This is a genomic window from Methanobacterium veterum (genome assembly GCF_000745485.1).
In the GTDB taxonomy this organism is placed as follows: domain Archaea; phylum Methanobacteriota; class Methanobacteria; order Methanobacteriales; family Methanobacteriaceae; genus Methanobacterium_D; species Methanobacterium_D veterum.
Map to the genome: position 1 here is coordinate 358,571 of NZ_JQJK01000008.1, position 21,407 is coordinate 379,977.

Annotated in this window: 20 protein-coding genes; 12 read left to right on the forward strand and 8 right to left on the reverse strand. The window is 32.1% G+C overall.

The annotated features are described in order from the left end of the window. Positions 1–46: 46 nt before the first annotated feature. The 3 genes from EJ01_RS01895 to EJ01_RS01905 all read right to left on the reverse strand — a co-directional run bounded on the left by EJ01_RS01895 (position 47) and on the right by EJ01_RS01905 (position 3,656). Positions 47–1,072 carry a glycosyltransferase family 2 protein gene (locus tag EJ01_RS01895; RefSeq protein WP_048080230.1) on the reverse strand — a complete coding sequence of 342 codons (1,026 nt, stop codon included), beginning with the start codon at positions 1,070–1,072 and terminating at the stop codon, positions 47–49. Positions 1,073–1,095: 23 nt separating this feature from the next. Further along, positions 1,096–2,034 carry a glycosyltransferase gene (locus tag EJ01_RS01900; protein ID WP_048080231.1) on the reverse strand — a complete coding sequence of 313 codons (939 nt, stop codon included), beginning with the start codon at positions 2,032–2,034 and terminating at the stop codon, positions 1,096–1,098. A gap of 230 nt (positions 2,035–2,264) precedes the next feature. Next, entirely contained in the window at positions 2,265–3,656 is a 1,392-nt protein-coding gene (locus EJ01_RS01905; RefSeq protein ID WP_048080232.1) for a glycosyltransferase family 39 protein, read from the reverse strand. A 171-nt stretch (positions 3,657–3,827) separates the two neighbouring features. On the opposite strand from EJ01_RS01905, the gene EJ01_RS01910 reads away from it, so the two are divergent. After that, positions 3,828–5,948, forward strand: coding sequence for a dolichyl-diphosphooligosaccharide--protein glycosyltransferase subunit STT3 (locus tag EJ01_RS01910; protein WP_245611130.1), 2,121 nt, complete (start codon positions 3,828–3,830; stop codon positions 5,946–5,948). Positions 5,949–5,973: 25 nt separating this feature from the next. Here EJ01_RS01910 and EJ01_RS01915 read toward each other — a convergent pair whose 3' ends face one another. Together EJ01_RS01915 and EJ01_RS01920 are read right to left on the reverse strand one after the other, a co-directional pair. After that, positions 5,974–6,147 (reverse strand): class III signal peptide-containing protein, encoded by a 174-nt coding sequence (locus EJ01_RS01915; protein ID WP_048080234.1) that lies wholly within the window; start codon positions 6,145–6,147, stop codon positions 5,974–5,976. 32 nt (positions 6,148–6,179) lie between these two features. After that, the gene (locus EJ01_RS01920) at positions 6,180–6,368 is read right to left on the reverse strand and encodes a class III signal peptide-containing protein (protein ID WP_048080235.1); all 189 of its coding nucleotides are present in this window, start codon (positions 6,366–6,368) and stop codon (positions 6,180–6,182) included. 251 nt (positions 6,369–6,619) lie between these two features. Between EJ01_RS01920 and EJ01_RS01925 the strand changes: the two genes are divergently transcribed. Continuing rightward, a complete protein-coding gene (locus tag EJ01_RS01925) occupies positions 6,620–7,183 on the forward strand; it encodes a hypothetical protein (protein WP_048080236.1) in 564 nt (187 codons plus the stop codon). A gap of 225 nt (positions 7,184–7,408) precedes the next feature. Here the strand turns inward: EJ01_RS01925 and EJ01_RS01930 are convergent, their stop codons facing one another. Next, positions 7,409–7,603 (reverse strand): Flp family type IVb pilin, encoded by a 195-nt coding sequence (locus EJ01_RS01930; protein WP_048080237.1) that lies wholly within the window; start codon positions 7,601–7,603, stop codon positions 7,409–7,411. Between the two features lie 202 nt (positions 7,604–7,805). On the opposite strand from EJ01_RS01930, the gene EJ01_RS01935 reads away from it, so the two are divergent. The 6 genes from EJ01_RS01935 to EJ01_RS01960 all read left to right on the forward strand — a co-directional run bounded on the left by EJ01_RS01935 (position 7,806) and on the right by EJ01_RS01960 (position 12,586). Then, a complete protein-coding gene (locus EJ01_RS01935) occupies positions 7,806–8,957 on the forward strand; it encodes a UDP-N-acetylglucosamine--N-acetylmuramyl-(pentapeptide) pyrophosphoryl-undecaprenol N-acetylglucosamine transferase (RefSeq protein WP_048080238.1) in 1,152 nt (383 codons plus the stop codon). A 406-nt stretch (positions 8,958–9,363) separates the two neighbouring features. Further along, the gene (locus tag EJ01_RS01940) at positions 9,364–10,548 is read left to right on the forward strand and encodes a DUF308 domain-containing protein (protein ID WP_048080239.1); all 1,185 of its coding nucleotides are present in this window, start codon (positions 9,364–9,366) and stop codon (positions 10,546–10,548) included. Positions 10,549–10,567: 19 nt separating this feature from the next. Further along, positions 10,568–11,266 carry a metal-dependent hydrolase gene (locus tag EJ01_RS01945; protein ID WP_048080240.1) on the forward strand — a complete coding sequence of 233 codons (699 nt, stop codon included), beginning with the start codon at positions 10,568–10,570 and terminating at the stop codon, positions 11,264–11,266. A 4-nt stretch (positions 11,267–11,270) separates the two neighbouring features. Next, positions 11,271–11,891: an Era-like GTP-binding protein gene (locus EJ01_RS01950; RefSeq protein WP_048080241.1), complete on the forward strand. Its 621-nt coding sequence runs from the start codon at positions 11,271–11,273 to the stop codon at positions 11,889–11,891. Positions 11,892–11,928: 37 nt separating this feature from the next. Continuing rightward, positions 11,929–12,297 (forward strand): DUF2073 domain-containing protein, encoded by a 369-nt coding sequence (locus EJ01_RS01955; RefSeq protein WP_048080242.1) that lies wholly within the window; start codon positions 11,929–11,931, stop codon positions 12,295–12,297. Then, positions 12,281–12,586 carry a Zn-ribbon domain-containing protein gene (locus EJ01_RS01960; RefSeq protein ID WP_048080243.1) on the forward strand — a complete coding sequence of 102 codons (306 nt, stop codon included), beginning with the start codon at positions 12,281–12,283 and terminating at the stop codon, positions 12,584–12,586. Before EJ01_RS01955 ends, EJ01_RS01960 begins: the two co-directional genes overlap by 17 nt. 188 nt (positions 12,587–12,774) lie before the next feature. Here EJ01_RS01960 and rqcH read toward each other — a convergent pair whose 3' ends face one another. Next, positions 12,775–14,751: a ribosome rescue protein RqcH gene (gene rqcH, locus EJ01_RS01965; protein ID WP_048080244.1), complete on the reverse strand. Its 1,977-nt coding sequence runs from the start codon at positions 14,749–14,751 to the stop codon at positions 12,775–12,777. Between the two features lie 598 nt (positions 14,752–15,349). On the opposite strand from rqcH, the gene EJ01_RS01970 reads away from it, so the two are divergent. Beyond that, the gene (locus EJ01_RS01970; RefSeq protein ID WP_048080245.1) at positions 15,350–15,622 is read left to right on the forward strand and encodes an EMC6-like membrane protein; all 273 of its coding nucleotides are present in this window, start codon (positions 15,350–15,352) and stop codon (positions 15,620–15,622) included. Positions 15,623–15,671: 49 nt separating this feature from the next. Here the strand turns inward: EJ01_RS01970 and EJ01_RS01975 are convergent, their stop codons facing one another. Further along, positions 15,672–17,501 carry a DUF2070 family protein gene (locus EJ01_RS01975; protein WP_048080246.1) on the reverse strand — a complete coding sequence of 610 codons (1,830 nt, stop codon included), beginning with the start codon at positions 17,499–17,501 and terminating at the stop codon, positions 15,672–15,674. A 221-nt stretch (positions 17,502–17,722) separates the two neighbouring features. Between EJ01_RS01975 and EJ01_RS01980 the strand changes: the two genes are divergently transcribed. From EJ01_RS01980 to EJ01_RS01990, 3 genes are all read left to right on the forward strand, one after another. Continuing rightward, the gene (locus tag EJ01_RS01980) at positions 17,723–18,283 is read left to right on the forward strand and encodes a FumA C-terminus/TtdB family hydratase beta subunit (RefSeq protein WP_048080247.1); all 561 of its coding nucleotides are present in this window, start codon (positions 17,723–17,725) and stop codon (positions 18,281–18,283) included. 65 nt (positions 18,284–18,348) lie between these two features. Further along, a complete protein-coding gene (locus EJ01_RS01985; RefSeq protein ID WP_048080248.1) occupies positions 18,349–19,134 on the forward strand; it encodes a DUF6282 family protein in 786 nt (261 codons plus the stop codon). An 810-nt stretch (positions 19,135–19,944) separates the two neighbouring features. Next, positions 19,945–21,297 carry a DASS family sodium-coupled anion symporter gene (locus tag EJ01_RS01990; RefSeq protein WP_276324868.1) on the forward strand — a complete coding sequence of 451 codons (1,353 nt, stop codon included), beginning with the start codon at positions 19,945–19,947 and terminating at the stop codon, positions 21,295–21,297. Positions 21,298–21,407: the final 110 nt, after the last annotated feature.

The following is a 21,407-nucleotide window of genomic DNA, read 5'->3' on the forward strand; positions in this document are numbered from 1 at the left end:
TAGCTTTACGGCCGTAATTTGAGTTTTACCAAGTGAATTCCGATTTTTACCTATTCAATACCGAACCACTCCACAAACCCATATAATAAGCTCTAAAAAGCCTTAAATTCCCATAATAAATACTTAAAACTACAGGAAACACAACAGCTCCCACGGCCTGATAAATAATAAAAAATACGTAATCGCTCTTTTTAGCCCACTTCTTCATAAACAGCCATCTATTCCGAGTTATATAATACAAACCAATAGGCCTACTTAACCCTCCACCAGATTTAGACACTTTATGCCAGATTTTTGCTTCAGGAGCATAAACACTTTTATAACCATTTTTAGATGCCCTCAATGCCAGATCTGTTTCTTCAAAATACAAAAAGAATTTTTTATCCATCAAACCAATTTTATCAATAACTTCCCTTTTAACGAGAAATGCAGATCCGCTTATATAATCAAATTCTTCAGTTCTATTGTACTGACCTGCATCAACTTCATTGGTCCCAACATGTAAACCTCTAGCAAATTTCCAGTCTATTTTTCCACCAATACACCATATTCTAGTAGGTTCACTGTAATAATAGATTTTTGGGCCTATTATTCCATTATCTTCCTTTTTTTCACCAGTACTTACAAGTTTATCTAAAAAATCCTTGTCAACAACAGTATCATTATTTAAAAGCAAAATGTAATCGGTATTTAAATTTTTCAATGCATATCTTATTCCAACGTTGTTCCCTTCTGCAAAACCATAATTTTTATCAGCATTTATCAAAGTTAAATAGTTATTAATCTGATTTAAAGAGCTTTTGTTAACTTTAGACTCTGATTTTTCCTTGCTGTATTCTGAGATTTTAATAGGTTTATTGCCAGCATTATACTCAAAGAATTCTGATTTAACTTTTATTTTTCCATTACAATAATCCTTTATTTTCAAAATAGATTCATTTGAAGAATTATTATCTACCACTACTACCCTATAATTGGAATAGTTAATCTGATACAGTGATTCTAAGCATTCTATAGTATCTTCCCAGCCGTTCCAGTTCAAAATGACAATTGCAACCAATGGTTCATTCATAAAATCACTTATCTCATAAAAAACTATTTTAGTTTTTTTCTCAGTAATTTATTTTCTTTTTGTACTATGTAAACTTCCCTTTTAAGAAGACTTATCTGAGTAGCAACGAATCCAAAAATCAGTATTTGTATCCCTGAGAGTATCATTAAGACCATAAACAACATTAAAGGCCGTGTAGGATCCAAATTACCAATAAGATACTGGTAAAAAAGAAACAATGCACTCATTAACCCTATAAATAATAAAATGAATCCAATAGCCCCAAATAGCATCATGGGTTTTTCATGGAAAGTAAATAATAAATGTGAAATTGTTGTGGATTTAATTTTTACCTTAGATTCTCCAAATTTTCTGCCCCCTAATGTAACTGGAACTTCTTTTATACTAAAACCTATGGCATTCGCCTTTGACAGTATTTCCGGGTTAATTTCAGTTCCATTGGAGTCTAATTCTATTGAATCTAAAACTTCCCTCCGGTATGCTCTAAAAACACCAGTTACTGTACTTACATTGTTTGCCATAGCATATCCAACAATTTTATTGGCCATTTTACTTATAAAAAGCCTTAATCTAGGAATATCTTCTGTTTTTCCGCCGTCCATGTACTGGGATCCAATTACAATATCTGTTTCATCATCAAGTGCATCAATTAATTTTGGAATATAACAAGTATCATAGCTTAAATCTGCATCAATTGTTATAATTACGTCGCCTTCAGCTTTTTTAATGCCAGTTCGAAGTGCTTTTCCCATTCCACTATTGGAAGAATGTTTCAATACTTGTACATTATGATTTTTAGATGCTACATTGGATGCCAGCTCAAATGTCCTATCAAAGCTTCCATCATCTACTGCAATAATTTCATAGCTTTCATATGATTTTAAGACTATATCTACTTCATGAATTGTTTTTAGAACATTTTCTTCTTCATTGTACATGGGGATAATCACAGAAACTTTCATGGTAATTTGTAGTAATGGCAAGTTTATATTTTTTTTCTAATTTAACACAATCATTTGTCCAAATCAAATTATATTAAAAATAATTGTCAATTATAAAATTCACAGTATAACTCTTTTTAAGTTATTGTTTAAAAGCACTGAAAATAGTAATTTACACAAATACCTCCAAAATACTAAAATTAATTATTAAAATAAATTAATTCTATCATATAGCTATTTCATGGATTAATTTATGTATTAAATGCATTGGAACAGTTATATTTATTAAGATTGAATTTATAATTTAGTTTTGTATTATCAGTTGCAGAGTTTCCCATGTAATATATTTTATAACCTTTTTTTTGCCAGTATTTTACTTCATTAAGACTGGCCAAATATATGTATCCCACATTTTTTTCATAATTCCAGTGTATTATATAATCATTTTTACCAAATCCAATTATTTGAGGAGTTTTTTGTAATTTTTCATATAGGTAACACATAATTGGGAAGCATTCGCCTGAAATAATAACTGAATTATTTAGATTGCTTGTTATATTCTCAATTTCATTCAGCAGTTGAGCTCTAGTTTCAGCATCGCTTATAACTGCCCCTTTATCGAGGATTGGAGAAATATTTGATGATAATCCAATATAAATAAATGAATTCAGTAAAAGAAAAATACACAATATCCCAAAAAGCTTTCTATTACTTATTTTACTCAAGAGTAAAAGTCCAAAAGGTACTGCCGGAATGAGATATGACATTTCATAAGGCGCCCCAATGTACAACAATACAACTAAAGAAATAGAGAATAATAAAAATATTGTTGTTTCATCTTTTTTTATTATATTTTCAAACAGCTTCTTGAAAGATACTACGAACAGTATTAGTCCAAACAATATCGCCAAAAGACCAAAATAATATGTCATATCAAACCATATAAAGGACATACCTGTTTGTGTAGGATAATAAGATACAAAATTTAGAGCATATTGCAGATATAAAGGTAAAAACAGAATTAATGCAGTTGCACATGTTGTAACAAAAAAATACATAATTTTTTTGATTTCATTATTTTCTGCCAAAATGAGATAAACAAATGGAAGTATCAAAATTAGGGATGTTATCCTTGATCCAATAGCTAAACCCATCATTAAGCCTGCAAGAGCATACTGTTTTCTTATGATAAAAAACCATGTAAGAAGGATAAATACAAGGGCCCACATATAATCCATAGTAATGGTGCTGTTTATCCATAAAATTGGTAAAAAAGCATATGTAACAACTAATAACCCTCTATTTTTTATATTTAACTCTTTTAAAATTCTGGCAAAAACATAAACTGAAATTAAAGACAAAATCATTGTTGCAGCATTTGTAACCAACCAACCATAATTAATGATAAGTGAATTGAAAAACTCAGGAAGTGGATATCCTGGAAATCTTGAAGGGTGGTAAATACCAAAATAATGTAGATCAAATGCAGAACCTGCAATTCTCCATGCATCAGGATCAGACCCAAATCCTAAATTCAATAAAGGAATTCTTGATAAAACAAACAAAAAACCTAAAATAAACATATATGGTTTTTCCGTCCAATCCAGATCTAAAAAATTATTAATATATTTCGTTTTCTGCATTAAAAACTTCCCAAAATAATATTATTCTAATTATAAACTAGTCTAAATATTTATATAATTACTGCATAATATTAGCTAATGATTAAATTTACAAAAAATAATATAATTACGTTATCGCTTATATTACTCATATTTCTTGTTGGATTTTTCCTTAGAGCAGATAGTATTTATTTGCAAGGAATTCCTGATGATCAAAAAGCTTTTTATGAGGATCAAAACGGCCTCCCCTACATGTATGAACTTGATTCATACTACAACTACAGGTTAACAGAAAATTATTTAGATCACGGTTATCTTGGAGATACAGTAATAAACGGCACAGAATGGGATTTACATTCTTACTACCCTCCAGGCGTGCCTCTGGATTATCCTCCACTCATCGTATATTTAGCAGCTTTTATATATAAATTAGTTAACATATTCTCTCAAATCCCCCTTTCAACTGTCTGTTTCTGGATACCTGCATTTATAGGTCCACTTGCCGGCGTAGTTGCTTACCTATTTGTAAGAAGATTTACTAATGAATATGGCGCCCTTGCAGCAGGAATACTTACAGTTACCGCTCCCCTTTATTTAGCCAGAACGGTTCCAGGCTGGTTTGATACAGATATGTTTAATATAATATTCCCCCTTTTAGTTGTATGGTTTTTCTTTGAGGCTGTAGAAAGCAGAAATACTAAAAAACAAGTATTATTCACTTTTTTATCTGTATTTTCAATGTTTCTCTTTGAAATGGCATGGAACGGCTGGCAGTACTTATTTTACATAATTACAATATTCTGTATTGTTTATATCATACATGGAAAAATAAAAGGTAATAATATAAAAAACATTTTTAATGTATTTATTCCCTTTTTTATCGTTTCAATTGTTTTAATTTGCATTACAAATTTTTCAAATATCATTGATTTTATTTATGGACCTTTAGAATTAATTAAAATGAGTGGAAGCCGAAGTTCATGGTATCCTTGGCCCGATCTATACAGTTCCATATCTGAACTCAGGAGACCATCAATAGAAGAATTTATCGCTAAAGTAGGTCCTGTTTTATTTGGTTTAGGCATAATAGGTATTTTTTTAATTTTAAGACTTTTAGTTAATAATGAGCTTAAAGAACGGTTTTTAAATAAAATGAACTGGTTTTTATATGTACTGCTTGTAATATGGACCATAACAGGTATTGTTTCACTTTTCAAGGGAATTAGATTCATATTACTACTTATACCTCCTTTAGTAATTAGTGCAGGAATTATGGTTGGAATCTGTATAGAATACATACGTGCACTGAAAGAAAAAGAAATACTAATTAAATTTATGTGTTTAACTTTCATGATCATAATCTTAATTCCCGCAGTTTTAAATGCGTACGAAAGTTCTTTATTAACACCCGGCACTGATGACGATTTATGGAACAGCGCAGTATGGATCCAAAATAACACGCCTAAAAATACAGTTATAATCACAGAATGGAGTTACGGACACTTTTTTGCAGCTATTGCAGATCGTCCTGTTGCTTTTGACGGGAGATCCGCCTATATCGAAACTTTACCCCTAAGGCAATTCTACAATAATTCCACATTTAATCCCCAATCTCCAAGTACTTCCAGAGAATACTGGATAGATAGAGCATTTTGCACAAACAATGAAAGTTTGTCTGAGGGAATTTTTAGAATGCTTTCAACTGGAGGAGATAACGGGTATTTAGTTTTAGATAAATATACGGGAAACACCAGCAAAAGCGTTGAAATCATAAATAAAATTTTAGGTGTTAACAAGAGTTCAGCTATGAAAATACTGACAGATGATTACAAATTAAGCCAGGAAGAAGCTGAAGAAGTATTAAAATACACCCATCCAGATAATTCAAATCCTTTTGTAATTGTTACTCATGATTATATGATAAATCATGCCAAATGGATTTTTTATTTTGGAGAATGGGATTTAAGTAAAAATAGTGGAAAAAATTATACTTATTCAACAGGTGCTCTAAATATCACAAGTAATAAATTTAAAAGTAACAATAACGTTACTGGAGATTTAACAACAAACTACATAACCTGGAATGGAAAAGTACCTTACTGTGAAATTATAGTTGAAAATAACAAAATAGATAAGCACTACTTAAATAAAAACAGTGATTTTTGCATATTCCTGCTTACAGATATCAACAGATCAGTTGTAGTAGATAAGCGCTTTGAAAATTCAATGTTTGCAAAATTAGTACTTGAAAAAAGTGGTTCAAACAACTTAAAACCAGCTTATAAAAATAAAAGTGTAATAGTATGGAAATAAAATAAAAATTTAAAAAAATAGGACTTTACATTTTATTAATTGTTGAATCCTTTGCAGCACCTACAACTGTAGATACATTACCTGCAACAGACTTAGATATATTAAATATCCATTGTCCTGCTACAATAACCAGTATTAATAATGCTCCCATTATGAGAATCATTTCCGCACTAATCTGGGCTTTTTCATCAATTAACATGTGTAAATTTCCTATTTTACAATATATTCTCATTATGAATATTGTTGGTTAGCTGCTACTGAACTTCTAGCGTTTGAAATATCACTAGCTGAATTCAGGTCAGTATTCTGGAAATATTGTCTGTAAATCAATAATGCAGCTATAGCTATAACGATGACACCACCGAAGAGTAAGATATATTCAGCTGCTCCTTGACCACCTTCATCTTTTAAAAACTCCATAATACAGCACCTCCATTTTAATTATGCACTTTTTTCTATACTTTTACTCATATATAAACTATTTGCATAGTATTATTAAATTCAAATATCATAATAGATTATTTAATACCACCATATATCATCTCCATCCAGTTAAGTTTCTAATCTGTTCTATCACTTACTCTTAATCCATGTATCAGCATCACCACAGCATTAGTTTTTATATACTATTATGTGCATATTTTCACATATCAAATAAAAAGTGTTATCATATGTCAAAAAATCACCAACTAAAAGAGTTAACATTAAAAATAATTGGAGAAAACGAGCTCTCCAGAAAAAAACTTTTAGAAGAAATCCGAAAACAGTCCAATATTTCTGATAAGACATTAAATGAGATTTTAATGTCATTTTTAAAGGAAGGGAAAATATACATAACCGGCTACGACTTTGATGTTTATGACGGCATTAAAAGGATACAATCCATAAAAGCAGATGGCATTATCTTCGGCGTGATAAAGACAGATCCGCTTGATATAACTATATTAATAAATCAATTAGAAAGTGATGATCCCTCTGAAGTAAAAGACGCGTCCCATAAACTTAAAATTATTTTTAGAGGAAAAATGGATGAAATGGAAAATAGTGCATCCGAAGACGCGAATACAAATAATAAAGCTCTTCTATTTAACAGAATAATCTATTATTTAAATACTCAACCTCAAGACCAAAAAACTGTCCTAAAAAACAAACTGGCATGGAGCTTAAGCAGCGAAAAAGGATCAACAAACCTATTAAAAAATCTTATCAATTACATAGAGTCTCAAAATGAATAATCTCTAGTTTTATACGATAATAAACTAAAATGTTTAAGAAAATAGAAGGATGCAGATATTTTTTAACAAGATAAATTTATATTAGTCATACTGATTAAAACTGTAAAAAGTTGGTATTAGCAACAAAGTATACTCTGAAAATGTAATGGAATACATAAATATGAATTATATCCATTCAAATAATATTAATGGTTTTATATCAAAAACATCTGCTATTTTTATAGTTTAACCGCTATATTGTTGGTTACTTGCTACAGAATTCCTAGCATTTTGAGCATCAGCTGAACTACTAATTGGAAGACTACTATCAATATACTGCCTGTAAATTAACAATGCAGCAATAGCTATAACGATGACACCACCGAAGAGTAAAATGTATTCAGCTGCTCCCTGACCACCCTCATCTTTTAAAAACTCCAATATCAATACCTCCATTTATGCCTTACTTTATGAATTGCTTACATATTATATAAAAACTTTGCATACAGTATGATTATTAAAGATTTTATTAGTATCTTATATATTTCCAAGCTATAATACATTAAAAAAATGTTATATATTTGTTAAATATGAAAATTAATTAAATTAAATTAATAAAAACCACTGAGAGGATTAATTAGTTATGAAAGTGCTTTTTATGACCTGTGGAATAGGTATGGGTCATGTTTCAAGAGATATTACCCTTGCAAAAAGACTTGAAGAGAAAAATGTAGATGTTACTTTTGCAAGTTACGGCCCGGGCTATGAAATGTTATCAAAGCATGGAAAGTATAAAATATTCAAATTACCAGACATACATCTTTATGGAGGTAATGGTGAACTTGATATTAAGCATACTGCCAAAAAATCAATTAATTTACCATTTATTTTCCTTAAAAGTATATACCATGAATTTAAAATCATAAAAGAACTTAAACCAGATATTGTGATTGGTGATTCACATTATTCAGCTCCCATTACATGCAGAATTCTCAAAATACCATGTATTTTGATAACAAATGAGTTAACACTTAATTTTGCAGAACTTTATCCCGATAGAAAAATTATTGAATATGCTGAAAATGGACTTAAAAGATTCATCGGGAGTGTATCAAATCAGTGCGATGCTATTATTATTCCAGATATAGAAAATTCTATTGAGATACCACCTAAATTAAGGGGTATTACTACATTTACTGGCCCTTTCCTTAAAAGAAATCCCTCCCAAATTGAAGATAAAAATGAACTTAGAAAGAAATTAGGATTCCATGAAAATGATAAAATAGTTCTTGTTACTGTTGGAGGAAGTAAATTTGGAAAAAAATTACTCCATCTAATAATTGATTCTGCAAAATGGATAGATTGTAATAGGATAGTTATAGTAACAGGGCCCCAAATATCCTCTGATTTTATACAAGACTCAGATAAAATAGTAAAAAAAGAATTTTTAGATGATATTATGGAATGGATGAATCTTTCTGATGTTGTAATAAGTCTTGCAGGCCATAACACTACCATGGAATTAGCTTCACTGGGGATTCCCAGTATACTTGTACCTATTGATAATCACTCAGAACAGATTAAAAATGCTCTAAATATGAAAAAATATGGAATATCTGTAGTAAAAAACATAAATGAATTAAATCCCAAAAAATTTGCAGATGATATAAACAATATTTTACATAGTGATGCTTTAAAACAGGAAGCCGGAATTGTCAAAAAAGAATTTTCTAAATACGACGGAAAAGAAAATGCGGCAAAAATTATTTTGAAATATGCAAAGCAGAAGAAGTAACTGATAGTTAAAAGTATAATTAAGTGAACTTACACTGTTTGGAAGTGCAGTGTAATTATTTTTGGATTAAAATCAATATTTCACTCCATTTAAATAGATGGTCTAAAAATTTTTGCACCAGACCATATCTAGATTAATTAGTTTTCTAACTAAAATTCTAAATTAATCAATTATAACACTAATCTAATCACATATCTAAACATTTAATCAGTTAAAAACAAAAAGTTTAAGGTTTTTTGGTTAATTTTAATGAATTTAATTAAATTCAATTATGGATTTAATAGAATAGAGTAAATAAAAAGATTTTTATTGTAGTAATATTAATTAAAGCTTAGAGTGGGTATAAAGGGGCTCTTCATTATTTGTAATAATAATGGATAAAAAAGATATGAGTTGGAGGCATCAAATGATCAATTTAATTATTACAGCTTTTGGGATCGTGTTAGTTATTGGGGGCATTTATGCTATGTACAATTGGGGATTTGCAACTCCTCCCAATATTTTAGCATTTTTTATAGGGCTTTTACTTGCAGTTGTAGGAATGGTATTAGTAGTCCTATTTGCGGGCAGAGTAGAAACAGGGAACTTAACTGGACTTAAAATGCCTAAAAAGGAAGAACATTCCAAAAATACGGGGAAAATCATGCCCCAAACAGATAAAAACCCAAATTCATCAATAAAAAAACCCACAATAGTCAAAAAACCACGGGGAACAGAAAATATTAGAAATAGAATAATTCCTGAAGCAGGAAATAGCACTGCAGAAAATGAAAAACAGATGATTCCACGTAAAATCAATCCTAAACGAGTGCCTAAGAATTTAAAGGAACCCATCACAACTAAAGAAACATTGGATAAACCAAAAGTAGCTGAAGCTCAAAGCATCGCAAAAACAGCAGCACCAATTGAAAAAAATCAGGCAGTACCCAGTAAAACACCTGCAAAGTCTCCAAAAGCGGTAGAAAAGAAACCTAAACGAATTAAAAAGGTGAAACCTGTGAGGCCTACCTCTGATAACGAAGACGAATTTGTAAAAAACAGATTGAACAGGTTAAAGGAAAGTTATATCCAAAATACCAAAGACATAGAAAATCTCATCGAGGAACGTCTGGATTCTTTCAAAGGCACGTTAGACCAGATTAAATCAGAATCCAAAGATCCAAGCATAATATGGTCTTTTGATGCTGGTGAAGTACAGGAAACGATGAAAGACACCATTTTAAAAGCGAATAACCGCATATTGATGATGTATCCATGGATCCGTAATGTTGATGTAAGCGTTCTTAAAAGATTTATGGAAACAGAAAGTAAAATGATTATACAGGAAGCAAGCCTGGACGATGATGCATCAGTTGAGCTTATAAAGCTTTTAATGGAAAATAATGTAGAAATAAAGACTATGCCTCATGTTCATACAGTAGCAATCGTGTCAGATGAAGAAAATGGTTTAATAATCTCCACTGATCCTATATATGAAAGTTTCGAGGTAGGAGTAATCTATAAAGACCAAAAATCCATTGAAGAAATTGAAAGAATGTTTGAGGAAGCGTGGGGTCTCTCACAGAGTATAGAATTAGGAATAACTCAATAAAACTTAAGGAGATACATTAATGGAAATAAGATGGTTTGGACATTCTGCATTTGAAATAATATCAGAGGAAAATTTAAAGATATTAATCGATCCATTTATAAGCAATAACCCGACTTGTCCAGTTCCAGTTGAAGAAATAGAAGCAGATATAATATGTGTTACCCATGGGCACGGTGACCATTTCGGAGATACCATGGAAATAGCAAACAGAACTGGCGCAGTAGTAATCGGAAATCACGAGCATTCCTTATATCTTGCAAAACAGGGCTTTGAAGCTATAGGGATGAACATAGGCGGATCGGTTGAAATACACGGTATTAAGATAACCATGGTTAATGCAACCCATTCCGCAGATATGGACTTCATAGAAGAAATGGGTGTTGGAGGAAGCGCCTGCGGTTTCATAATACAACTTGAAAATGGTAAAAGAATTTACCATTCTGGCGATACAGGTGTTTTTGGAGATATGAAAGACGTGATAAGAGGTATTTATAATCCTCAAATTGCATTAATTCCAATTGGTGATAGATTCACTATGGGGCTTTTGGAAGCTTCAATAGCTACACAATGGATTGATCCCTATGTTGTAATTCCAATGCACTACAATACATTTCCTGTAATTGAACAGGACCCTGAAGAGTTTGCAGATATGGTTGAATCAACAAACAAAAAAACGAAGGTTGTTATCCTTGAACCTGGCCAAATATATAAAGAGTGATAAGATGCCAAATATTTTCAGAAGATTCCTAAATAAACTGCTCGGAAAAGATAAAAAACTAAAAATAGGGTTATATGGTCATCCTAATTCCGGAAAGACTACTTTAGCAAATACAATGACCAACGACTGGATAGGAAAACCACTAGGACTATCATCAGAGATTCCACACGAAACAAGAAAAGTTTACAGGCAAGAACATGTAAGTATAACACATAACGGAGTTGAACTTGATTTTGATATAATAGACACTCCAGGAATAGCAACAAAAATAGACTACAAGAATTTTCTGCAATTTGGTCTATCTGAGGCAGAAGCAAAAGAAAGGGCAAAAGAAGCAACTAAAGGTATAATAGAAGCCATCAAATGGTTAGATGATGTTACTGGCGTTATTTTAGTTGTAGACGCCACCAAAGATCCACTTACACAGGCAAACATTACCATAATTGGAAATCTAGAGGCAAGAAAAATCCCATTTGTAATCGTAGCAAATAAAATAGATCTTCCTGAAGCCACCCCTGAGCGTATAACCTCAGTATTTCCTCAGCACACAGTAGTGCCTATCTCTGCACTTCACGGTGAAAATACTGAAAACCTTTATGAAGCAATGATTAAAAGGTTCCATTAATTTAAAAGTGTGATAATTTCAAATTAGAGGTATCAAAATGAATGGTTTAAAAATGGATTTTTTATCCTCAGATGCACTCTCAACCCATACTAGCATGGAAAAGATATCAATGATTATTGAAAGGGTTAAAGGAGGAAATCTAGTAGTCCTAGAAGGTGGACTAAGCCCTGAAGAAGAAGCAGAACTTATAGAAACCACCATGAGAGAAATTGACATCGAAAACTTCATGGGGATTGATATATACACCCTTGAAAAAGATAAGAAAGCTCTTTTTGGAATTTCAAAGAAGAAAGCAGTTGGGCTTACTATAATCGGCCCTGCAAATATTATGAAAAACGTTAATAAACAGTCAAACTTCCTCTCTATGATAGCAAATCTTGGTGATTCTGGTGCATCTATGCATTAAATGCGGAGCTCTATTTAAAGGAAAACCAGAAGATATTCTTAAAGGGTGCCCTGAATGCGGCAGCCATTTTTTTGAATATTATAAGGATGAAACAGAAACTGCAAAAAAAGAAAAACCTCAAGGAGAATCCATTGAAACTGTAATGGTTCATGACCACGGGATTTATGAATTAGATCTCCCTACTCTTTTAGAAGATGATTCTATAATTGTTTCAGACGAAGAAGGAATATATGTAGTTGATATTAACTTTTTATTTAAAAAAAAGATGAATGATAAGGATAATCTTTAAAAGATGGTATTTAGCATATCTTTTTTTTAAACTATTAAATATTTCATGCTTTAGAATGAATTCATAATTTTTGAATGAAAAATTAATTAATAGTAAATTTTTACTTAAAAATAACCTTAAAAAAGATTATTTCCCTATCTTTTAAAAACTGTAAATTATTTTTAGTTTTATAAAAAAATTTTATAATTTTACCTCCGTCTAAGATCCCTCTCATCAACAATATCTGCTTTTCCAGAAGGTAAAACCCTTACGAGATCATCCATAGTAACAATATGCTCTTGATCAAGTTTGTGCCTTATTTCCCTTGATAATGCTTCTTTTTTAGTATAACCTGGTTTTATAATTACATAATTATCTGTATATTTCTTTACAGCGTCTAAAGGGCCTGCCATCAGTCTTTCACCTTCATAATCAACGACTCCAACCGCTATTAAAAGTGTTGCTGCCCGTACGTAATTTCTAGTCCCCCTAATTATAAATGCGCCCTTTTTAACAAATTCACCAGATTGAGGGGTCTTTGAAACCTGATCTGGATGGACCCAGTACACATCCTGCGACCCAAATCCTTTTGTCCATGCACTTGAAAATGATGCTGCAAATGAAGCTGCTTCATTTAAAGTTGTTTCAGGTATTTCTTTACCCTGGCTTTTTATTATAACCGATGGTGCTCCATGGATATCTGAGTGGAAATAAACATCATTATTTTCCATATATTTTTTTACCACTATCTCATTGGAGTTTGCGTCTCTTCCCCCAATTACTAAAAAGCCGTCTGAAGAAAGGAACCACCGCAGCTTTTCAAACCATTTAAGCTCTTTTTTAACCCTTTTTTGAGGCAAAGTAACCCTTTCCATTTCTATTTCTTTTTTATTTTTTGCCTTTTCAATTTCTTTTTTTGTCTTTTCGATTGCAATATTAACCCCAGTTATTTTCCGTTTAGCCTTTTTAGCCTTTTCATAATAAACTTCAGCGTTTTCAGGGATTTCAACTTTGGCATCTATGTTTATAACTTCATCTTCAATTTTTAAGGTAAGATTTCCAAGCTTATCCAGAGATTCAATTATATCCGCACCCGCTAAACCCTGTTTTCGAGCTGTTTTAAGCTTTGAAGCTATTTCATTCCAGGAATACTTTTCCCTAGCATCTTTTATAATATCAAGAATGCTTTGAATTTTCCCATAATTAGCATACAATAAATCCCCTCTCTTTTTGGACACCTTAATTGTTTTATGGAATTTATCTAAAGTTTCTTCCTGTATTTTCAGCCGTTTCTCAAACTTCTTGACTTCAGCTCCCCATACATCTTCATATTCATTCTTAATGGTTTCCCTTACTTCACTACTGAAAAATTCGTCTGCTGCATCATTGTATGTTTCAAACGCCTCTTTTTTATAATTCTCATAAATTTTAAGGTCAAGAGGCAGTACATCTTCCTTTCCATCAGACACTATTTGTGGATGGAAGTTAGATGTCCTAAGTGGCTCAAAAAGCCCATATATTGAGTTATAAATTGAATCAAGGTCGCTATTTGAAATTTCTGCAGCAGGTAAATCTTTTTGAACGTTAGATCTGAGCAGTATTTCTTCAGAGTAGATACCACCCAATCCACTTCTTGCAAGAGTTCTTATAACATCAGAGTCAGAATTTCTAAATACAGCCTCCAGTTCTTCTTTCTTGACTTCTAAAGGATTTATACCTCGTTTTGGGGGGTATTTGTACTCTTCTTTAGATGATATTTTCCTATCGCTCCACAGTTTACGTTTAAGTGGTAAAATAATCTTTCCTTCTTCATCAAGGAGTATTATGTTACCCTTAGCAAACAGCTCAATTACTAAAGTAAATTTCTTCTCTTTAGCTACATGCAGTTCTACAATTCTATCAAAATTGTACTGCCTTATATCTTCCACAGTGGCCCCTTTGATATATTTTCGAAGGAGCATTGGAAAGTTCGGAGGTATTTTAGGGTTAGGTAGTGGATACTGAGTCATATGAATTCTTCTTCCTGCCTGGAAGACTATATCAACCCTTCCTTTACCCGCTACGTGAAATCTTATTAAAACGGTATCCTTTGTAGGTTGATATGCCTTATCAACTCTTGCACCTTTTAATAAATCTCTTAATTCATGACAAACAGCGTAAACATCTACATTAGACATATTTTTCATTTTATCACCTTAAAAAAATTTTCTATTTTTTTTTGGTTCAGGAAATCTCGAAAGAGAGTTCCTTCAACCTTAAACTATCTTTGATTTTATGTAGAAGAAAATCTGTTAGGTTTCTTTGATTTTCTTCGCCTATTAATCATTAATCATATTATAAAAATAATAAACAAATCAAATCATCGATATATTATTAATATATAACCTACATAATACAATACACTTATGATCTGAGTGTATTGCAAAATAATTCTATTTATCTATGTAAATGAATTAAATTAAAAAGTTTATGTATATAAATAAGTTAATTAAATACACAAAAAACCTATTTCTGCAATACCAAACGTAAATTATTAAAGACATAAAAAAAATTCAAATTTATGCAAATTCATAAAATGTAGTTTTGAAAATTTGTAACAAATAAAACATTTATTAGTAACCCCACCAAACTATATAAAGAATTTTCTAATTAGATACTTTATGTATATTTGTTAGAGCATTGATTAAAATTCATCGCTTAACAAATTAATGAATTTACGAGGATAAATAATCTAAATAATAAAATACTATATTGATTAGAAAAGAATATTAGAGGAGGAAAAACATGGACACAGATGGAAAAGTAGCTTCCATTCACACAGTTGGAGGAATAATAGCAGGTTACCTCTCATATATATTAAGCAGCGGAGTAATATTTAAAAATGAAGCAATAGCAGTTATAGCAGCTTTAGTCATCCTTTACATATTAGGCCAGCTTTCAGAAAGACTATTCGGAAAAGAAGAAGTTAATGGGCTCAGTGGATGGCTTTGGAGCGGCATAGTTCCTTTCTTCTTCATATGGATCATGGTATGGGTTATATTCGCAAATCTCCAGTAAATAATAAAAAAATTTCTTTTTTATTTAAATTCTTTAACTTATTTTTTCACTAAATACTAAATGTTCCATAGAATATCCATATAAATACAAACAGTAAAGCAAGTAAAAATACCAGCGGCGCGAATATTCTGCTTACAGCTACAATAGAACTGATGGTGGTTACAAGTTCAGTAGCATTTAGTGGACCAAATGTTTTAATATCTTTAATATTGGCCACTTTACAACCGACCGAAACATCTTCTAAGTCATTTAAAGCTTCTTTTGTACACTTCAAAATAGCATCTATTATTTCATCCTGCATCTTGGTACCTACAGGATTATGGCCTCCAGACATTGTATTTACAAAATGAGTATCCGTAGTCATTACTTCCGCATAATCCAACCCTAATGTTTTAACTTTTTCCAGTATAACATCTCTAAATCCAATGACCATGTTATTTGAATCTAAAAGAATGTATGCTGTTTTTTGAGCTCCAACTTCAATAACCATCACTTTTATTCCGCTCTGGCCAACACCATCTTCTTTAGATACGCTGTCTAATGGATCACTGCTGCAGCCGACTTTAATTCCATTTTCCTGCTCTGGAGATTTAAGTTTTTCAACTGCCCCCATAAGCTCAAAAACTTCCTTGTTACCCGGCAAAACTCTTCCCCCTTCGCCTTTAAAGCTGTTGTGGCAATCAACCAGTACAACATTCTGGGCCTCACATGAAGCCTTTGCAAGATTCATAAGAGCAAGACCAACACCAAAATCTATATCATCAAATCCACCAGGTGCAAATGTAGCAAGCATCAATAAATTCTTATCAAAATACTGTGCACCAATTACTGCACCTTCATTTTCAACTCTAAAGAATTTACTTGCGCTTTCAGAGTAATCCATATTATTTAAAGCGTCTTTAACAACTTTTTCTATTTTATTTATTTCTTTTGAAGCTACTGGGTTAAAGTCATGAGTGGATGGTCCATGTGAAACCATTGTGAATACATCAAATTTATTTGAAAGTATGGTAGGCATGTTTCCACCCCCGATATTTCCAAGTGGGCCAGGATGGACACAGGGAGATAAAAATATTGCTTTAACTCCATTTTTACCTTTAAAACTGAAAATTCCAGTTAATGTATCAATAGGCTCGCCTATGTCTTCAAAAAGTGTTTCCATAGCAGGAGAGCCTTCTGTAATATGGGCTAGAGCAAGACTTAAAAGTTCTAAACCACCTACCCCCAAATTCTTTCTCATAGGGGACTCTATAACTGCTACAAAGGAATAAATTGCAATTACCAGTATTACAGAGGCTATCACTATCTTTCCAACAATGGCTATTATGCTAAAGTCACCCATATTGGTAGTTACACTTGTTAAGAAAGATATAACCACCAGCATACTCAGTATAAGTGCTGGCTGAACTACAGATATAACAACAGATTTTAGAAGACTTATATTAGAAGTACCCCATATTACAAGGGTTCTAAAGGCAAATGCAATAACACAACCAAATATTAAAGCATTTAAAACATAATTGTTCACAGTGAATACCGATACAACACTTCCAATGAGGTATATAACTCCTACTATCATCATGGAAGCAAGGGCAAGAAACATGGACTGCTTCATTTTCATGTGTCTACCTTTAAAAGAATTTACCATAGGTTGAGTTAAACCTCCCCCCATTATAGACATCAATCCAAAAATTAAAAAGCCCGTTGAGCCGCCATAAACAATACTGTAAAGTATAGAGTCATTTGGTGATGGTGCCAATAAAAAAGCGATGCACCCTATAATGAAACTTAAAAACACCATACTAAAGAGAGAAATTCTGGTTGGTGGAAGTGTCATAATATATTTTGTAAGACTTACAAGTTTATTTTCACTGGACATAATCAACCTCAAAAATCTAATTTATTCAAGATAGTAAATAGCTATTATACCTATTTACATAGATAACATTATCGTTTCAAAAAGTAAATTAAGGTGAAAAAAAATACTATTTTGGAAATTATAACAAAAGATAGAACTATACTAATATTAAATGTATAAAAATACAGAATATTAACTATAAATAGAAAAAATAAATATTAAAAGATTATATAGGTGAATGTATGAATGTAAAACTTAAAACACCGCTTTCAAAAGAAGATACAAAGCAATTGAAAGCAGGAGATATTGTGTATATATCTGGTACCATTTACACTGCAAGGGATAGGGCCCATCAAAGAATATTAAAAGAAGGCTCACCTGTAAACCTGGAAGGGGCAGTTATTTTCCATGCAGGCCCTATAATAAAAACCATAGAAACAGGTGAAAGTGTAAATTATAAAATTGTTGCTGTAGGCCCTACAACAAGCACAAGGATGAACCCCTACCAGCCAGATGTTTTAAAATTAGGAATAAGCGCCATAATAGGAAAAGGCGGTATGGACAGTGAAACTGCAGATGCGCTTATGGAAAATAATTCTGTATATCTGGCAGCAGTGGGTGGATGTGCTGCATTATATGTTAAATCCATTAACAAGGTAAAAGGAGTTAACTGGATTGACCTGGGAATCCCTGAAGCTATATGGGAGCTTGAAGTTAAAGACTTTGGCCCGTTAATTGTTGCAATGGATTCAGAGGGAAATAACCTTTATGAAGAAGTAAAGAAGAAAGTAGATACTTTCTAATCATTTACTAAATTACAGCTATTTAAAACATATTTAATTACTTATTAATTTTTAAAACGATCTTTATGGAAAATTTAAAAGATAAAAACCTGCTTGAAGGACTTATAGATACCCATGTCCATACTTCCCCCGATATTAAACCAAGGATATTAAATGATATTGAAGCTGCATATAGGGCAAAGCAGGAGAAAATGAGGGCAATTGTAATAAAATCCCATGTTGAATCCACTGCAGGGAGAGCCCAGATTGCAGAAAAAATATCAGGATTTAAAGTAATTGGAGGAGTAAGTTTAAATCTAAGTGCTGGTGGGTTAAACCCAGAAGCGGTCAATGTTACCGCTGAACTTGGCGGCAAAATAATATGGTTTCCAACTATCTCTGCTCCAGATATCTCGATAACTTATGAAAACATAGAAAGCATTCTAAATATTATTGCAGAAAAAGAACTAGTTTTAGCCACAGGTCATTTAAAGCCAGAAGACATATTTTTACTCCTTGACTATGCAAAAAGTCTGAAAATTAAAAAAATAATCATCAATCATCCATTAACCAGAGTGGTAAGTGCAACTGTAGCTGAACAAAAAGAAATGTCTAAATATGCTTATCTTGAACACTGTTTCGTTGCATGCATGGAAAAGCATGACAATTTAGATCCAAATGTAATTGCAGATGCAATTAAAGAAGTAGGACCTGAAAGATGCATAATGGCTACGGACTTCGGGCAAGCTCATAATCCTGTGCCTGTTGAAGGGATGAAAATGTTTATAAATTCCATGATTAAATGCGGAATCAAAGAGAATCACATAAAAAAAATGTGCGTCCAAAACCCTTCTAAACTGTTTTTAGATTGAAAGATGTATTATTAAATATAACTCATTTCTTAAATAATTCCACCTTTTAATAGTCTACCATCGAAATTACATAAAACAAAAAATAAACTATTAAATTAATTAAAAATTCATAATATTCTTTATTCAAATTAGTCTAATTTTAACATATAATCTCCAGTACCTCCTAATTTTTGTATTATAACTTAAATATAATACATACAGTTTTTAAAAAAATTAATAATATGCATGATTAATCATTGTGAAATATATTTATATTATACAATCTCTTTAAGTTATCTGTTAAAAATGAAGGAGGTTGAAGGAAACCCCCAAGGGGTTTCCTGAACCTTTCGAAAATCATAAATGATTTTCGAATGCCCGAACACTGCCAAAATTATGAATTTTAGCGTTTACGAAATTTTCGATTTCGTAATGGCAAAAATTCAAAGAATTTTTGCACACACCCAAAAAAACAAAGCATTCGAAAATTTATAATTTTCGATGTTTGAGGAACGTAGTTCCTCAACCGCAAAAAACAAAGTTTTTTGCATGTTGAAGGAAATCTCTCAAAAATTCGAAGCTCTCAAAAACTTTTAGTTTTTGGAGCCCCAAAAAATCGTAGATTTTTTTGATGGAATTTTTGGAGCACAAACACTTCGTGTTTGTAAGCTACGATTTCCTGAACAGCAAAATCCGCAGGATTTTACATGCGTCAAAAAATCCATGATTTTTTGACAGTTTTCGAGGGCTATGTGTTCGACGGCCCTAAAAAATTAAAATTTTTTAGGAGGAATAAAAACGAATATAAATTTAAAGGTTTTAGGATTTCCTTTGGCTATACTTCTCTTTATAGTCATGATGCTTATTCCTACACCAGGTTTAAGCTATGCAGGGCACGCAGCGCTTGCACTCTTGATTTTTGCCATAATTATGTGGGTTACTGAAGCCTTACATTTAGCCGTGACATCGTTACTACTGCTTTTTGTTCAGCCATTAATTGGTGTTACTGATTTTAACAGTGCCGTCATCGGATTTGCAAACGGTATTATCTTCCTGATGATTGGAGGATTCATTATAGCAGAAGCTATACGTAAAAGTGGACTTGCACAACGTTTAACATACACACTACTTAACAAATTAGGTACTACTCCTGATAGAAGTCTTTTTGTAGTTGTTTTCTCAACTGGAATTCTTTCAGCGTTTATTGAGAATGTAGTAGCATATGCAATGCTGCTTCCAATTATAAAAGAAATCATACCTCTAATGGGTGTAAATGACCCTGAAAAAGGAGGTAGTAATTTTGCCAAAGCCATGGTTATCGGAGGATCCTTCGGTTCACTGGCAGGTGGATTCGGTACAGAAATAGGAACCGCGCCCAACCTGATGGCCGCAGCATACACTCACATCCCCTTTGTAAACTGGATGATCTTCGGATTCCCACTTGCAATAATACTTCTATTTATAATCTGGAAATGGTTAGGCATCATATACAAACCAGAAGTCAAAGGTATAATAGGTGGAATGGACACTATTAATGCTAAAATGGCAGAATTAGGCCCTATGAGCCGAATGGAAAAATTCACTCTTGGAATATTATTGTTCACCATATTATTATGGGTTACAACAAACTACACTGGAATAAACAGTTATTCAGTTGCATTAATCGGTGCAGTACTCCTATTTGCATTTAGAGTAATCGACTGGCAGGACGCGCAAAACGGTGTAGACTGGGGACTCATAATATTCTTTGGAGGAGCATTGTCCTTAGGAGCAGCACTACTAAACACAGGAGCAGCAAACTGGCTAGTACAACACATCATAACACTAATGGGAACCAACGCATCAACACTACTCATCACCATCGTGCTCATGATCATAGCAGTTACAATAACTCAGGTAATGTCTAACATCGCACTATCAGCGATTTTAATACCAATAGCAGTAACTTTAGCACAGGCACAGGGACAACCAATTGGAATTTACGCAGTACCAGTAGCAATAGCATGTAGTTTATCCTTCATGCTTCCAATGGCCGACCCAACAGTTGCAATGGCATACGGAACCAAGTATATCAACATAAAAGAAATATTCAAAGTAGGAGTACCTCTGGTTATAATCGGAATTATCCTGACTATACTTGTAATGCTGTCACCATTAGCTGCACCCGCCCTAGGAAGAGTCTAAACACGACATAATTTGTAGAATTTAAAAATTCTATAATTTTTTTTATTTTAAAAGCTTAAGAAGCAAGTTATGTATTTAAAAACATGATGACTGGATAAACGGAGGAAAAA

What these genes read in the sequence shown, in the direction of transcription:
- EJ01_RS01895 (WP_048080230.1), bottom strand. Translation starts at nt 1,072, where the DNA reads ATGAATGAACCATTGGTTGCAATTGTCATTTTGAACTGGAACGGCTGG.
- EJ01_RS01900 (WP_048080231.1), bottom strand. Translation starts at nt 2,034, where the DNA reads ATGAAAGTTTCTGTGATTATCCCCATGTACAATGAAGAAGAAAATGTT.
- EJ01_RS01905 (WP_048080232.1), bottom strand. Translation starts at nt 3,656, where the DNA reads ATGCAGAAAACGAAATATATTAATAATTTTTTAGATCTGGATTGGACG.
- EJ01_RS01915 (WP_048080234.1), bottom strand. Translation starts at nt 6,147, where the DNA reads ATGTTAATTGATGAAAAAGCCCAGATTAGTGCGGAAATGATTCTCATA.
- EJ01_RS01920 (WP_048080235.1), bottom strand. Translation starts at nt 6,368, where the DNA reads ATGGAGTTTTTAAAAGATGAAGGTGGTCAAGGAGCAGCTGAATATATC.
- EJ01_RS01925 (WP_048080236.1), top strand. Translation starts at nt 6,620, where the DNA reads ATGTCAAAAAATCACCAACTAAAAGAGTTAACATTAAAAATAATTGGA.
- EJ01_RS01935 (WP_048080238.1), top strand. Translation starts at nt 7,806, where the DNA reads ATGAAAGTGCTTTTTATGACCTGTGGAATAGGTATGGGTCATGTTTCA.
- EJ01_RS01940 (WP_048080239.1), top strand. Translation starts at nt 9,364, where the DNA reads ATGATCAATTTAATTATTACAGCTTTTGGGATCGTGTTAGTTATTGGG.
- EJ01_RS01945 (WP_048080240.1), top strand. Translation starts at nt 10,568, where the DNA reads ATGGAAATAAGATGGTTTGGACATTCTGCATTTGAAATAATATCAGAG.
- EJ01_RS01950 (WP_048080241.1), top strand. Translation starts at nt 11,271, where the DNA reads ATGCCAAATATTTTCAGAAGATTCCTAAATAAACTGCTCGGAAAAGAT.
- EJ01_RS01955 (WP_048080242.1), top strand. Translation starts at nt 11,929, where the DNA reads ATGAATGGTTTAAAAATGGATTTTTTATCCTCAGATGCACTCTCAACC.
- rqcH (WP_048080244.1), bottom strand. Translation starts at nt 14,751, where the DNA reads ATGAAAAATATGTCTAATGTAGATGTTTACGCTGTTTGTCATGAATTA.
- EJ01_RS01970 (WP_048080245.1), top strand. Translation starts at nt 15,350, where the DNA reads ATGGACACAGATGGAAAAGTAGCTTCCATTCACACAGTTGGAGGAATA.
- EJ01_RS01975 (WP_048080246.1), bottom strand. Translation starts at nt 17,501, where the DNA reads ATGTCCAGTGAAAATAAACTTGTAAGTCTTACAAAATATATTATGACA.
- EJ01_RS01980 (WP_048080247.1), top strand. Translation starts at nt 17,723, where the DNA reads ATGAATGTAAAACTTAAAACACCGCTTTCAAAAGAAGATACAAAGCAA.
- EJ01_RS01985 (WP_048080248.1), top strand. Translation starts at nt 18,349, where the DNA reads ATGGAAAATTTAAAAGATAAAAACCTGCTTGAAGGACTTATAGATACC.